13 protein-coding genes are annotated in these 13,516 nt (G+C 64.3%); all 13 read right to left on the minus strand.

What is annotated here, in order from left to right:
• Positions 1–37: 37 nt before the first annotated feature.
• Positions 38–1,054 (minus strand): NADP-dependent oxidoreductase, encoded by a 1,017-nt coding sequence (locus H7F35_RS30285; RefSeq protein WP_187110194.1) that lies wholly within the window; start codon positions 1,052–1,054, stop codon positions 38–40.
• A 19-nt stretch (positions 1,055–1,073) separates the two neighbouring features.
• Positions 1,074–1,538 (minus strand): PaaI family thioesterase, encoded by a 465-nt coding sequence (locus H7F35_RS30290; protein ID WP_187110195.1) that lies wholly within the window; start codon positions 1,536–1,538, stop codon positions 1,074–1,076.
• Between the two features lie 387 nt (positions 1,539–1,925).
• Entirely contained in the window at positions 1,926–2,720 is a 795-nt protein-coding gene (locus tag H7F35_RS30295; protein ID WP_187110196.1) for an SDR family oxidoreductase, read from the minus strand.
• Positions 2,721–2,756: 36 nt separating this feature from the next.
• On the minus strand, positions 2,757–3,059 hold the full coding sequence (locus tag H7F35_RS30300) for a Dabb family protein (protein ID WP_187110197.1): 303 nt from the start codon (positions 3,057–3,059) through the stop codon (positions 2,757–2,759).
• Between the two features lie 17 nt (positions 3,060–3,076).
• On the minus strand, positions 3,077–3,316 hold the full coding sequence (locus H7F35_RS30305) for a hypothetical protein (protein ID WP_187110198.1): 240 nt from the start codon (positions 3,314–3,316) through the stop codon (positions 3,077–3,079).
• Positions 3,316–5,169 carry an acyl-CoA dehydrogenase gene (locus tag H7F35_RS30310; RefSeq protein ID WP_187110199.1) on the minus strand — a complete coding sequence of 618 codons (1,854 nt, stop codon included), beginning with the start codon at positions 5,167–5,169 and terminating at the stop codon, positions 3,316–3,318. Before H7F35_RS30310 ends, H7F35_RS30305 begins: the two co-directional genes overlap by 1 nt.
• Before the next feature lie 21 nt (positions 5,170–5,190).
• Positions 5,191–5,643 carry a PaaI family thioesterase gene (locus H7F35_RS30315; RefSeq protein ID WP_187110200.1) on the minus strand — a complete coding sequence of 151 codons (453 nt, stop codon included), beginning with the start codon at positions 5,641–5,643 and terminating at the stop codon, positions 5,191–5,193.
• Between the two features lie 2 nt (positions 5,644–5,645).
• Positions 5,646–6,821 (minus strand): acetyl-CoA C-acyltransferase, encoded by a 1,176-nt coding sequence (locus tag H7F35_RS30320; protein ID WP_187110201.1) that lies wholly within the window; start codon positions 6,819–6,821, stop codon positions 5,646–5,648.
• 40 nt (positions 6,822–6,861) lie between these two features.
• Positions 6,862–8,337, minus strand: a complete 1,476-nt coding sequence (locus H7F35_RS30325; protein WP_187110202.1) for a M20 family peptidase — start codon at positions 8,335–8,337, stop codon at positions 6,862–6,864.
• A 31-nt stretch (positions 8,338–8,368) separates the two neighbouring features.
• On the minus strand, positions 8,369–10,474 hold the full coding sequence (locus H7F35_RS30330; protein ID WP_187110203.1) for a 3-hydroxyacyl-CoA dehydrogenase NAD-binding domain-containing protein: 2,106 nt from the start codon (positions 10,472–10,474) through the stop codon (positions 8,369–8,371).
• A gap of 237 nt (positions 10,475–10,711) precedes the next feature.
• Complete coding sequence (locus tag H7F35_RS30335) at positions 10,712–11,407, minus strand: ABC transporter ATP-binding protein (RefSeq protein WP_187110204.1); 696 nt, start codon at positions 11,405–11,407, stop codon at positions 10,712–10,714.
• A 1-nt stretch (position 11,408) separates the two neighbouring features.
• The gene (locus H7F35_RS30340) at positions 11,409–12,179 is read right to left on the minus strand and encodes an ABC transporter ATP-binding protein (RefSeq protein ID WP_187110205.1); all 771 of its coding nucleotides are present in this window, start codon (positions 12,177–12,179) and stop codon (positions 11,409–11,411) included.
• Entirely contained in the window at positions 12,176–13,516 is a 1,341-nt protein-coding gene (locus H7F35_RS30345) for a branched-chain amino acid ABC transporter permease (RefSeq protein WP_187110206.1), read from the minus strand. Before H7F35_RS30345 ends, H7F35_RS30340 begins: the two co-directional genes overlap by 4 nt.

Raw genomic sequence — 13,516 nt, forward strand, 5'->3', positions numbered from 1 at the left:
GCGCATAACCGGCCTCCTTGCCGTGCGTTCAGTTCATTCAGATCAGCTTGACCAACTGTTTGCCAAAATTCTTGCCCTTGAGCAAACCCAGGAAGGCTTCAGGGGCGGACGCGATGCCCTGCGCCACCGACTCGCGCGGCTTGAGCTTGCCGGTGGCAACCAGCGTGCCCAGTTCGGTCAGCGCCTCGGGCCACACTTCCATGTGCTCGCTGACGATGAAGCCTTCGATCCTCATGCGGTTGATGAGGATCAGCGCCGGGTTCGCGAGCGGTAGCGGCTGGCCGTCGTAGCCCGCGATCATTCCGCACAGCGCAACACGCGCGAAGGCGTTGCAGCGCAGCAGCACGGCGTCGAAGATGTAGCCGCCGACGTTTTCAAAGTAGCCGTCGATGCCCTTCGGGCAGGCTTCCTTGAGCGCGGCGCTCATGCTCTTCACGTCGGGGTGCTGGCGGTAGTCGATGCATGCGTCGAAGCCGAGTTCATCGGTCACGTACTTGCACTTGTCCGGTCCACCCGCAATGCCGACCACGCGGCAACCGCGCGCCTTGGCCAGCGCACCGAAAGCGCTGCCGACCGCGCCGCTGGCGGCCGTGATGACCACGGTTTCACCGGCCTTGGGCGCAATGATCTTCACGAGCCCATACCAGGCCGTGACGCCCGGCATGCCGACCGCGCCAAGGTAGTGCGACAGCGCCACGTGCGTGGTGTCGACCTTCTTCAGCGCGCCGGGTTGCGAAGCATCGACCACGCTGTATTCCTGCCAGCCGCCGAAGCCGACGACCTTGTCGCCGACGGCGTACTTGGGGTGCTTGCTCTCGATCACTTCGCCCACGGTGCCACCCTGCATCACGGCGCCGAGCGGTTGCGGTTGCGCATAGCTCTTGGCGTCATTCATGCGGCCGCGCATGTACGGGTCGAGGCTCATGTAGTGGTGGCGCACCAGCACCTGGTTGTCTTGCAGTGCGGGTGTCTCGGCAGTCACCAGCTTGAAGTTGCTGGCAACGGCTTCGCCATCGGGGCGGTTGTCGAGGTGGATCTGTTGGTTCGTGGGCATGGATGTCTCCGGAAAGGAATCAGTCGGTGGAAGGCGGACGCATCTCGTTGACGCTGGTGGGGCCTGTGGGCAAGCGGCGCTTCACGTACTTGAAGGTGCCGGTGGCATGGGCGCACACGCGTTCGTGCTCGTCGTAGATCTTGGCTTCGGTAAAGGCCAGCGTGGCGGTGCGATGGATCAGGGTGCCGCGCGCATGCAGCGGGCCGACCGACGGCTGCATGAAGCTGGTCTTCATCTCGATGGTGACGACGCCGGTTTCGGGCGAAACGCTACGCGCCGCCGCGGCCATGGTGATGTCGAGCAGCGTCATGCAGGCGCCGCCGTGCGTCACGTCGAAGGTGTTCAGGTGCTCGGGCTTGGCGGTGTAGATGATTTCGGACTCACCGTTCTCGAACTTCGTGAGTTCAAAGCCCAGGTGGCGGGCGAACGGGATCTGGCTCGTGTAAGAGCGAATGTTGATGTCGCTGGAATCGGGGGAAGACATCTTGGTTCTTTACTCTGCTTGTTAGGTTGCTTGTGTTTTGCTTTTTTGGGGCGCTGCTGTTTGGGGCGGGTTCGGGTTCATTCGGGGTACGTGCGAATGACACCGGGAGCTCCCCTCCGCGAATGTCCCCCGCTTCGCTCCTCCTTTATTTCGCTGCGGGGAGCACCCGGCGTCATTCGCACATGGGCACGCTGCTGGTGATCCTGCGATCAACAACCGCTCTGAGCGCTCACGTCGATACGGGGCTCTTTTTCGCGAAATAAAGGAGGAGCGAAGCGGGGGACATTCGCGAAAAAGAGCACCGTGTCGGCGTGTGCGTCGCCCTGAACGAACAACAGCAGCCACGCACCTCCCCGCAATGCGAAGAAGCGAATGGCAAGTGTTCATCTAGGCGCCAAGAACCACGCTGACGCCACCGTCGACAGCCAGCCACTGACCGGTAATGTGCTTGCCGGCATCGCTCGCGTACAGCAGCGTGATGCCCTTCAGGTCTTCTTCGTCACCGAGACGGCCCAACGGCGCAGCGGCGGCCATCTTGTCCTCACCCAGAGACTTGATCAGCCCCGCCGCCATCTTCGTCATGAAGAAACCCGGGCAGATCGCGTTCACGTTGATGCCGTACTTGCCCCATTCGGCCGCCAGCGTCTTCGTGAAGCCGATCACCGCCGTCTTCGAGGTGTTGTAGGCCAGCGTCTGCATCTCCGGACCATTGCCGTTCAGACCCGCGATCGAGGCGATGTTGATGATGCGGCCCGTCTTCTTCGGGATCATGTAGCCGTTGGCGATCTGCTGCGACAGGATGAAATAACCGCGCACGTTCAGGTTCATCACCTTGTCCCACGCCTCGACCGGATGGCTTTCGGCCGGCGAACCCCAGCTCGCGCCGGCGTTGTTGATCAGGATGTCGACCGCGCCCATGCGCTCCAGCGTCTCGTCGGCCAGGCGGCGGGTGTCTTCTTCCTTCGAGCAATCGGCGGCGATCCAGCGCGCGTCGATGCCGGCGGCCTGCAGCTCGGCGGCGGCCTGCTCCAGATCGTCGGCCTTGCGCGAACTCAGCATGATTTTCGCGCCGGCTTCGCCGAGCGCATGCGCCATCTGCAGGCCCAGGCCGCGCGAGCCGCCGGTGATGAGGGCAGTCTTGCCGGTGAGGTCGAAGAGTTTTTGAACGGTGCGGGGGGTCATGGAGTGTCTCCGGTGTGGGATGTCAGTCTGTCTGGCTCAGATCACGTAGTCCATGCATTGGCGGGCTTCGCGCACGGCGCCAATGAAGGGTTTCAGCGCCACGTGCTGCGGATGGTCCGCATAGGCCGCGAGCGCGGCGGCGTCGGTGAATTCCGAGTTCAGGATCAGGTCGTAGGTCGCTTCCAGGCCGGGCTGGGCAATGACCACCTCGAACAGATGGGTGCCGGGCGACAGCTTGGCGCAGGCGTCGAGCAGCGCCTTGGCTTTCAGCAGGTTGGTGGCCTTGTCGGTGCCTTCGGCGTGTTCCTTGAACTTCCACATCACGATGTGCTTGAGCATGACGGTCCTTTGTTGGCTTATTTGTCGTTGAGGCGCGATCGCACGTAGATGAGCACGAAGCCCACCAGCGTGACCAGCGCGCCGGGCACCGCCATCGACCAACCCAGCACGGGGTCGGTGCGGCCGGTGGAAATTCCGAGAATGACGACGAACAGTCCGCCGTAGATCAGGATCCAGATCCACTTCTCCAGCCGGGCATGCGGCTTCGGTGGCTTGGCGGGCGTGTTGTTGGGGGTCGGCGAATTGGTCGTGGCCATCAGAAGGCGTCCTCGGGCAAAGCGGTACAGGTCGGGTCGCGGCTTTCGACCACGTTGAGCCAGGCACCGATTTTCGGCAGCTCGTAGTGGAAGAAGTAGTCCGTCGCGCCAATCTTGCCAGCTGTTACCGCTCTCGCCTTTTCGCTGTCGATCTCCAGGGCGCGCTGCGCCACGTCCAGCCAGATCCAGGCCAGCACCGTGTGGCCGAACGCCTGCATGTACGGCACGGCGTTGGCCAGCGCGTCGGCCGGGTCGCCGGTGGACCATGCGGCCTCGGTGGCGCTGCCGATGCGCTGCAGCGCGGCGCCCAGCGCCTTGGCGTTGGCCGCCAGCGCCGGCACCTTGGCCGCGCGGGCGATGGTGGCGGTGATGCGGCCGGCCAGCAGTTGCAGGCCACGGCCCTTTTCCATCAGCACCTTGCGGCCCAGCAGGTCGGCCGCCTGGATGCCGTGCGTGCCCTCGTGGATCATGTTCAGGCGGTTGTCGCGCCAGTACTGCTCCACCGGAAAGTCGCGCGTGTAGCCGTAGCCGCCGTGCACCTGGATCGCGAGCGAATTGGCTTCCAGGCACCACTCGCTCGGCCAGCTCTTGGCGATGGGCGTGAGCACTTCGAGCAGCAGGCGTGCATCGTCGGCCGATTGCGCCTGCCCCGTCTTCTGTTCGTCGACCAGCTTGGCGCAGTACAGCTCCAGCGCCAGCGCGCCTTCGCAATACGCCTTCTGCGCGAGCAGCATGCGGCGCACGTCGGCGTGTTCGATGATGCGGACCTGCGGCGCGGCCGAGTCTTTGACCACGGCTGCCCCTGCTGCTTCCGGCTTCTTCACCAGCCGGCCTTGCGGACGGCTCTTGGCGTATTCGAGCGAGGCGTGATAGCCCGCCATGCCGAGCATGGTGGCGGCTGTGCCGACGCCGATGCGTGCCTCGTTCATCATGTGGAACATGCAGTGCAGGCCCTTGCCCGGAGCGCCGACCAGGTAGCCGACAGCACCCGCCTTGCCATCGACCGGATACTTGCCCTCGCCGAAGTTCAGCAGCGTGTTGGTGGTGCCGCGCCAGCCCAGCTTGTGGTTCAGGCCCGCGAGCGCCACGTCGTTGCGGTCGCCGGTCAGTGCGCCCTTCGTGTCCACCATGCGCTTGGGCACGATGAACAGCGAGATGCCGCGCGTGCCCGGCACCAGCTTGCCGTTTTCGTCCGGAATCTTGGCCAGCACGATGTGCACGATGTTCTCGGTCAGCTCGTGGTCGCCGGACGAGATCCACATCTTGTTGCCCGTGAGGCGGTAGCGCGGGCCCAGCGGGTCGTTCTGGAAATCGGCGCTATCGGGCACGGCGCGCGTGGCCACGTCGCTCAGCGACGAACCGGCCTGCGGCTCCGACAGGCACATGGTGCCGGCCCAGCGGCCCGAAAATTCGTTCTTGGCGAACACCTCTTTCTGCATCTCGGTGCCGTGCACCATCAGCAGGTTGGCGTTGCCGCTCGTGAGCATGTTCGAGCCAATGCTCACCGAAGCCATCGCGAAGAAGCTGTTGGCCGCGGCGGACAGCGTGTACGGCAGTTGCATGCCGCCGATGTCGTAGTCCTGCGCGGCGCTCATCATTCCCGATTCGACAAAAGCCTTGTGCGCATCGTGCGTGGCCTTCGGCAAGATGACCTTCTCGCCATCGAAATGCGGCTCCTGCAGGTCGACCGTGCGGTTGAACGGCGCGTACTTCTCGCGCGCAATGCGCTCGCAGGTGTCGAGCACCGCATCGAAGGTTTCGCGCGAGTGGTCGGCAAAGCGTTCGCGCTGGTTGAGAGCTTCGGCGTCGAGCCAGTCGTACAGGAGGAAATCGAGGGTGGAACGCAGGCTCATGATGGTCGTCTCTTCGGTCGTCTATTTCTTGGGTTCGGGCAGCGTCGCGATGGTGCCCTGCGCCAGCGCGCAGAGCTTCTCGACGCCGCCATTCACGGCGAATACTTCGCAGGTGCAGACGGCTTGCGAACTGCCGGTGTGCACGGCCTTGGCGCGCGCGACCAGGCGCTCGCCGAGTGCCGGCCGCACATAGTTGATCTTGAATTCGGAAGTCACCACCGGCACGCGCAATGCGGCGCCGCCGGCAAAGGTCAGCGCGTTGTCGGCCATGTAGCTCACGATGCCGCCGTGAGCAAAACCGTTCTGCTGCTTCAACTGCGCGGAGAGCGGCAACTGAAGCTCGGCCTGGCCCGGCGAGAGCGCGTGCAGTTCCGCGCCGATCAGCGCGCTGAACGGCTGTGCCGCCAGCACGCTGCGCCCGTAGGCCAGAGCGGCTTCGGGCGAGACCTCCTGGTCATGGCCCAAGCCGGCCATGGTTACAAGACCTCGAAGACGCCCGCAGCGCCCATGCCGCCGCCGATGCACATCGTGACCAGCACCTTCTTGGCGCCGCGGCGCTTGCCTTCGATGAGCGCGTGGCCCGTCAGGCGCTGGCCGCTCACACCGTAGGGGTGGCCCACGGCGATGGCGCCGCCGTCCACGTTCAGGCGATCGGCCGGAATGCCGAGCTTGTCGCGGCAGTAGATCACCTGCACCGCGAAGGCTTCGTTCAGCTCCCACAGGTCGATGTCGTTGACCGTCAGGCCCAGGCGCTTGAGCACCTTGGGAATCGCGAAAACCGGGCCGATGCCCATTTCGTCGGGCTCGCAACCGGCCACGGCAAAGCCGAGGAAACGGCCGATGGGCTTCAGGCCCTTTTGCTGCGCGTACTTCTCGTCGACCAGCACGCAGGCGCCGCCGCCGTCAGAGAACTGGCTGGCATTGCCGGCCGAGATCAGGCCGCCGGGAATGGCCGGGCGGATGCCGCTGATGCCTTCCTTGGTGGTGCCGGCGCGGATGCCTTCATCGTTCTCGATGGTGACTTCCTTGGTGCGCAGGCCCATCACCGGGTCGGCCACGCCGGCCAGCACGGTGATCGGTGCAATTTCTTCCTTGAAGCGGCCGGCTTCGAGCGCGGCGGTGGCGCGCTGCTGGCTCGCCGCGCCGTATTCGTCCATGGCGTCGCGGCCGATGTTGTAGCGCTTGGCGACCTGCTCGGCCGTCTGCAGCATGTTCCAGTAGATCTCTGGCTTGTTCTTCACGAGCCAGGGGTCGGCCAGCATATGCTTGTTGGCTTCGTTCTGCACGCACGAGATGCTCTCGACGCCGCCGGCCACATACACCTCGCCTTCGCCCGCAATGATGCGTTGCGCGGCGGTGGCAATGGTCTGCAGGCCCGAGGAGCAGAAACGGTTGATGGTCATGCCCGATGTGGTGACCGGGCAGCCGGCGCGCAGCGCGATCTGGCGTGCGATGTTGGAGCCGGTGGCGCCTTCGGGCGTGGCGCAACCCATGATGACGTCATCGACCGCAGCGGCTTCGATGCCGGCGCGCGAGATGGCGTGTTGCACTGCGTGGCCGCCGAGCGTGGCGCCGTGCGTCATGTTGAAGGCACCCTTCCAGCTCTTCGCGAGCGGCGTGCGGGCGGTGGAAACAATGACGGCGCTGGTCATGGTGAGGTCCTTTGAAGATGGAAGGGAAAGAGGTTGGTCGTCATGGCGCCGGAGCAGCGTTGGTGTTGCTCAGGAGCTGGTGATAGAAGCCGATCATCTCGCCGTAGTTGGAGACGGCCAGGCGTTCGTTGTTGCCGTGGAAGCGCGCCAGGTCTTCGCCCTTCACCCGGAACGGCGAGAAGCGGAAGACGGCGTCGCTCACGAGGCTGAAGTGGCGCGAGTCGGTGGCGGCGGTCATCAGGCCGGGGGCCACGACGGCGTCGGGGAAAGTCTGGCGCACGGCCTGCTGGATCGAGCGGTAGCCGGTGCTGTCGGTCGGCGACACGGGCGAAGGCTCCGAATTGCCGGGGTACTGCTTGATCTTGATGTCGTCGTTGGCCAGGGCCTTGCGAAGATGCGCCTCGACACTCGCGATGGTGTCGCCCGGCAGGATGCGGAAGTTGACGGCAGCCTCGGCGCGGCCGGGCAGCACGTTGTCCTTGTTGCCGGCGCGCACGATGGTCAGTGCCGTGGTCGTGCGCAGCATGGCGTTGCTGCTCGGGCTCTTTTCGAGCTGGCCCAGCACCAGCGGCTCGGTGAGCCACAGGTTGGACAACATCACGCGGTTGACGCCGCTCATCTCGGGCGCCAGCGCACCGAACATCTGGCCGGCCACACCCGTGATGCCACCGGGCATCGGGCTGGCTTCGAGCCGTGCCAGCGCCGCGCTCATGCTGCCGATGGCGCTGTGCTGCGGCGGCATCGACGAATGGCCGGGCGCGGTGTCGAGCGACAGGAAGAAAGTGCCGTAGCCCTTTTCGGCCAGGCCGATGAGCGCCGCGGGCTTGGAGAGGCCCGGGAGCACGCCGTCGAGCACCAGCAGGCCTTCGTCGAGCACCCAGTCAAGGCGCACGTTGCGCGACTTGAGCAGTTCGGCAATCGGCAGCGCACCGCGCAGGCCGCTCACTTCCTCGTCGTCGCCCATCACGAGGTAGACGGTCTGCTTCGGCTTGAAGCCGCTGCCGATGAGAAGCTCGATGGCTTCCATCTGCGCGAAGAGATTGCTCTTGTTGTCGAGCGTGCCGCGGCCCCAGATGAAGCCGTCCTTGATCTCGCCGCTGAAGGGGTCGACCGTCCACGCCTTCTCGGTGCCCGGAGCGATGGGCACCATGTCCTGGTGCGCCATCAGCGCAATGGGCTTGCCCGAAGGGTCCGTGCCGGTCCATGTATAGAGCAGCGCCTTGTTGCCCACGACTTCCTTCTTCAAGGTGGCGTGGACTTTGGGGAACTGCTGTTCGAGGTAGGCATGCAGCTTGTCGAACTCGGCCGCGTTGGCGGCCGGGTCGTCCATGCCCGACACCGTGCGGAACGTGATTGCCGTGGACAGCCGCTTGGCTGCTGCCTGCAGGTCGATGTCCAGCTTGGGTGCGGGCGCCACCGCCAGTTGCTGCGATGGCGTGGTCCAGGTCTTGACCGCCACGGCGGCCACCAGCAAGACGATTGCCAGCAGCAGCCCGAGAAAGATGCGTTTCAACATTGGCGGTCGGTGTCCTGTCTGTGCTTCGATATCAGCTGAACTGCTTGCCTTCGGCGACCAGCTTCTGGATCAGCGGTGCGGGCTGCCAGAACTCGGCGTCGTCGCGCGGGTTCTTGGCAAAACGCTTCATCGACTCGGCCACGTTGTACAGGCCGACTTGCGATGCGTAGTGCATCGGGCCGCCGCGCCAGATCGGAAAGCCATAGCCGGTGAGGTACACCATGTCGATGTCGCCAGACTTCGAGGCAATGCCGTCTTCGAGGATGTGTGCGCCTTCGTTGACCAATGCGTACACCAGGCGTTGCACGATCTCTTCATCGGAAATCTTGCGCGGCGTGATGCCCAGTTCCTTGCGGTGGTCTTCGATCATCTTGTTGACGAGGTCCGAAGGAATCGCATCGCGCTTGCCGGCCTGGTAGTCGTACCACCCTGCCCCGGTCTTCTGGCCGAAGCGGCCCAGTTCGCAGAGCTTGTCGGCCGTGCGGCTGTACTTCATGTCGGCACGCTCGGTGGCGCGGCGCTTGCGAATCGCCCAGCCGATGTCGTTGCCGGCCAGGTCGCCCATGCGGAACGGGCCCATGGCAAAACCGAACTTCTCGATGGCCTTGTCGACCTGTTGCGGCAGTGCACCTTCGTCCAACAGGAAGCCGGCCTGGCGCGAATACTGCTCGATCATGCGGTTGCCGATGAAGCCGTCGCACACGCCCGAGACCACCGAGGTCTTCTTGATCTTCTTGCCGATGGCCATCACCGTGGCGAGCACGTCCTTGGCGGTGGCCTTGCCGCGCACCACTTCGAGCAGCTTCATCACGTTGGCCGGGCTGAAGAAGTGCATGCCGACCACGTCCTGCGGACGGTCGGTGAACGATGCGATCTTGTCGACGTCGAGCGTGGAGGTGTTCGAGGCCAGGATCGCGCCCTTCTTGGCGACGCGGTCGAGTTCCTTGAAGACCTTTTCCTTGACGCCGATTTCTTCGAACACGGCTTCGATGATCAGGTCGGCATCTTTCAGGTCGTCGTAGCTCAGCGTGGTGCTCAAGAGCGCCATGCGTTGCTCGTACTTGTCCTGCTTGAGCTTGCCCTTCTTGACCTGGGCTTCGTAGTTCTTCTTGATGGTGGCCACGCCGCGGTCGAGCGCGTCCTGCTTCATCTCGAGAATCTTGACGGGGATGCCCGCGTTCAGGAAGTTCATCGAGATGCCGCCGCCCATGGTGCCGGCGCCGATCACACCCACGGCCTTGATGTCGCGCTTGGGCGTGTCTTCGGGCACGTCGGGAATCTTGCTCGCGGCGCGCTCGGCCATGAACAGGTGGCGCAGGGCCAGCGATTCGGGCGTGAACATCAGCGCGGTGAACAGGCGGCGCTCTTCGGCCATGCCGTCGTCGAACTTCATCTTCGTCGCGGCTTGCACGGCGTCGATGCACTTGAGCGGTGCCGGGTAGTTCTTCGACATGCCGCCGACCATGTTCTTGGTGAACTGGAAGTAGGCATCGCCTTGCGGGTGCTTGCACGGCAGGTTGCGTACCAGCGGCAGCGCTTCACCGGTCTTGCCGGCCACGCTCTTGGCAAAGGCCACGGCCTCTTCGAACACCGACTCGGGCGAGGCAGCCAGCTTGTCGAACAGCTTCTGGCCTGGCAGGCTGGCCAGCACTTCGGAGCGCACGGCCTCGCCGCTGACGATCATGTTCAGTGCGGTTTCCACGCCGAGCACGCGCGGCAGGCGCTGCGTGCCGCCGGCGCCGGGCAGCAGGCCCAGCTTGACTTCGGGGAGTGCCACGGCGGTGCCGGGAGCGGCCACGCGGTAGTGGCAGCCCAGGGCCAGTTCAAGGCCGCCGCCCATGCACACCGAATGGATGGCAGCGACGATGGGCTTGGGCGAGGCTTCGAGCGCGAGGATCACGCTGAGCAGGTTGGGTTCTTGCAGCGCCTTGGGCGTGCCGAATTCCTTGATGTCCGCGCCGCCCGAGAACGCCTTGCCGGCGCCCGTGAGGACGATGGCCTTGACGGCGTCGTCGGCATTGGCCTTGGCCAGGCCATCGGTGATGCCGATGCGGGTCGAGAAACCGAGACCGTTGACCGGAGGGTTGGTCAGTGTGATCACGGCGACATCGCCGAGCACTTTGTATTCAGCCGTCATGCTGCGTTCCTTGGTGTGTGAAGAAAAAGAAGAAAAAGCACGAGTGTTCTTTTTCAGGGATTTTAGGCTTTTGTCGCGACGCAACAATGGCACGCAGTCGCTGTCGAGACAAGGCCTTCCATGAAGAGGGTGGGCCATTCGGGGAACACCGCGGAACCGGCTTTGCCGGGCCGCTGGTGTTGCCCCCTGCAAGGGGGTTGGCGTAGCGACACGAAGTGCGCGAAGCCTGGGGGTTTGCTAAACCTCCAGCCATTCCTTGCGGGTGGTGGCATCGGCGCGCAGGCTGTCGGGCGTGCCGTCGAACACGATGCTGCCGTGGCCCATGACGAGCGCGCGGTCGGAAATTTGCATGGCAATGGTCAGCTTCTGCTCGATCAGCAGCACCGAGATGCCCTTGTCCTTCAACGTGCGCAGGTACTGCCCCACCAGCTCGACGATCTTGGGCGCAAGGCCTTCGGTCGGCTCGTCGATGATGATGAGATCGGGGTCGCCCATCAGCGTGCGGCACAGCGTGAGCATCTGCTGCTCGCCACCCGAGAGCACGCCGGCCTCGTTGTGCTGGCGCTCCTTCAGGCGCGGGAACATGTCGTACATGTCGTCGAACTGCCAGCGGCTGCCCTTGCCGTTGCCCTTCTGTCCCAGCAGCAGGTTCTGGTGCACCGTGAGCTTGGGAAAGATCTCGCGGTTCTCGGGCACGTAGCCCAGCCCCATGTGCGCGATCTCGTAGGCCTTGCGGCGCAGGATGTTCTGCCCCTTCCAGTGCAGTCCGCCCTCGGCATGCACCAGGCCCATGATGGCCTTGGCGGTGGTCGAGCGGCCGGAGCCGTTGCGGCCCAGCAGCGCGACGATTTCGCCGGGGTTCACGTTGAAGGAAACGCCATGCAGCACATGGCTCTTGCCATAGTAGGCGTGGATGTCTTGAAGCTTCAGCATGTCAGTGTCCCGCTCCCTGTGCGTCGGCAACCGAGGAGCCAAGGTAAGCCTCTTGCACGCGTGCATTGGCGCGCACGGCCGCGGGCGTGTCGAAGGCAATCACTTCGCCGTACACCACCACCGCGATCTTGTCGGCCAGGCCGAAGACCACGCCCATGTCGTGCTCCACCGTCAACAGGGTCTTGCCCGTCGTGACGTGCTTGATGAGCGAGATGAAGTGCGAGGTCTCGGTCTTGCTCATGCCGGCCGTGGGCTCGTCCAGCAAGATGACGCCCGCCCCACCCGCAATGGTCACGCCGATCTCCAGCGCACGCTGTTCGGCATACGTGAGGTTGACCGCATGCACGTCGCGCTTGCGCTCCAGCCCGATCTGGCGAACCAGCTCCTCGGTGCGCGCGTTGGCATCGTCCAGGTTCGAGAGAAAGCGCAGGAAGGTGTACTTGTAGCCCAGGCTCCACAGCACGCCGCAGCGCAGGTTCTCGAAGACGGTGAGCTTCGGAAAGATGTTGGTGATCTGGAAGCTGCGCGACAGGCCCAGCCGGTTGATCTCGTATGGCTTCATGCCGTCGATGCGCTGCCCGTTGAGCAGCACCTCGCCGCTGGTGGGCGCAAGGCGCCCGCTGATCAGGTTGAACAGCGTAGACTTGCCCGCGCCGTTCGGCCCGATGATGGCGATGCGCTCGCCCGACTTCACCGCCAGGTCGATGCCGCGAATGATGTCGGTCTTGCCGAAGCTCTTTCGCAGGCTTTTGAGTTCGAGTGAATAGCTCATGCCGTCTCCCGCCGCTTGATCTCGGCTTCAATTTCTTCTTGTGCCTGACCCCATACCCGCGCGAAGCGACGGCGTACGACCTCGAAGATGCCCAGGCCCACCACCAGCAATGCACCGGCAACGATCCAGCTCGCGGCCGATGAGGTGTCCAGCGTCATGCCCGCGAACGGCACCGTCGGGCCGAGCGCTGCATTGAGCTGCATGTGATAGATCATCTCGACGATGGCCGCCGCACCCGCGAGCATGATGGCCGCGCCGATGAACAGGCCCACGTAGAGCAGGTAGAAGCGCTTGATCTTGCCGAACAGCGCCACGCGCACGTTCATCATGATCAGGCTGGCCACGCCGCCGGGCGCGAACATCACCATCAGCAGGAACACCAGGCCCACGTACAGCAGCCAGGCCTTGCTCAGCTCGGACAGCAACACCAGCGCAAACACCAGCAGTGCCGCACCGATGATCGGCCCGAAGAAGAAGGTGGCGCCACCCAGGAAGGTGAACAGCAGGTAGCTGCCCGAGCGCAGCCCGTTCAGGCTGTCGGCCGCATTCACGATCTCGAAGTTGATCGCCGCCAACCCGCCGCCGATGCCGGCGAAGAAGCCCGCGATGATGAAGGCGAAGTAGCGCACGCGCTGCGTGTTGTAGCCGATGAACTCGACGCGCTCGGGGTTGTCGCGCACCGCGTTCAGCATGCGTCCGAGCGGCGTGCCGGTGAAGGCGAACATGAGCCCGGTGCAGATGAAGCAGTACACGGCGATCAGGTAATACACCTGGTTCTGCGGCCCGAAGTTGATGCCGAAGAACGAAGCGCCGTACACGCGGTTGGTGGTGATGCCGCCTTCGCCGCCGAAGAAGCTGGGGAACATCAGCGCCATTGCGGCCACCAACTCGCCAAGGCCGAGCGTGATCATCGCGAAGGTGGTGCCCGACTTCTTGGTCGACACGTAGCCGAACACGACGGCGAAGAACATGCCGCCCAGGCCACCCACGAGCGGAATGAGCACCAGCGGAATCGGCAGGCTGCCCTTGCTCGCGATGTTCATCGCATGAATGGCGACGAACGAGCCGAGCCCGACATACACCGCATGCCCGAAGCTGAGCATGCCGCCCTGCCCCAGCAGGATGTTGTAGCTCAGGCAGATGATGATGAGGTAGCCGATCTGCGACAGCATGGTCAGCGCCAGGCTGCTCGTGAAGAGCATCGGCGCGACGATCAACAGCAAGGCGAACATCGACCAGATCAGGATGCGGCCGATGTTCAGCGGCTTGAAGCGGTAGTAGCGCACAGGCGTCGGCGCAGGGGGCTGCGTGGAAGTCGTTGTGGTTGCAGTGGTCAT

The organism is Variovorax sp. PAMC26660 (assembly GCF_014302995.1).
GTDB lineage: Bacteria > Pseudomonadota > Gammaproteobacteria > Burkholderiales > Burkholderiaceae_C > Variovorax.

Coding starts and splice junctions, on each gene's coding strand:
- H7F35_RS30285 (WP_187110194.1), bottom strand. CDS start 1,054: ATGCCCACGAACCAACAGATCCACCTCGACAACCGCCCCGATGGCGAA.
- H7F35_RS30290 (WP_187110195.1), bottom strand. CDS start 1,538: ATGTCTTCCCCCGATTCCAGCGACATCAACATTCGCTCTTACACGAGC.
- H7F35_RS30295 (WP_187110196.1), bottom strand. CDS start 2,720: ATGACCCCCCGCACCGTTCAAAAACTCTTCGACCTCACCGGCAAGACT.
- H7F35_RS30300 (WP_187110197.1), bottom strand. CDS start 3,059: ATGCTCAAGCACATCGTGATGTGGAAGTTCAAGGAACACGCCGAAGGC.
- H7F35_RS30305 (WP_187110198.1), bottom strand. CDS start 3,316: ATGGCCACGACCAATTCGCCGACCCCCAACAACACGCCCGCCAAGCCA.
- H7F35_RS30310 (WP_187110199.1), bottom strand. CDS start 5,169: ATGAGCCTGCGTTCCACCCTCGATTTCCTCCTGTACGACTGGCTCGAC.
- H7F35_RS30315 (WP_187110200.1), bottom strand. CDS start 5,643: ATGGCCGGCTTGGGCCATGACCAGGAGGTCTCGCCCGAAGCCGCTCTG.
- H7F35_RS30320 (WP_187110201.1), bottom strand. CDS start 6,821: ATGACCAGCGCCGTCATTGTTTCCACCGCCCGCACGCCGCTCGCGAAG.
- H7F35_RS30325 (WP_187110202.1), bottom strand. CDS start 8,337: ATGTTGAAACGCATCTTTCTCGGGCTGCTGCTGGCAATCGTCTTGCTG.
- H7F35_RS30330 (WP_187110203.1), bottom strand. CDS start 10,474: ATGACGGCTGAATACAAAGTGCTCGGCGATGTCGCCGTGATCACACTG.
- H7F35_RS30335 (WP_187110204.1), bottom strand. CDS start 11,407: ATGCTGAAGCTTCAAGACATCCACGCCTACTATGGCAAGAGCCATGTG.
- H7F35_RS30340 (WP_187110205.1), bottom strand. CDS start 12,179: ATGAGCTATTCACTCGAACTCAAAAGCCTGCGAAAGAGCTTCGGCAAG.
- H7F35_RS30345 (WP_187110206.1), bottom strand. CDS start 13,516: ATGACCACTGCAACCACAACGACTTCCACGCAGCCCCCTGCGCCGACG.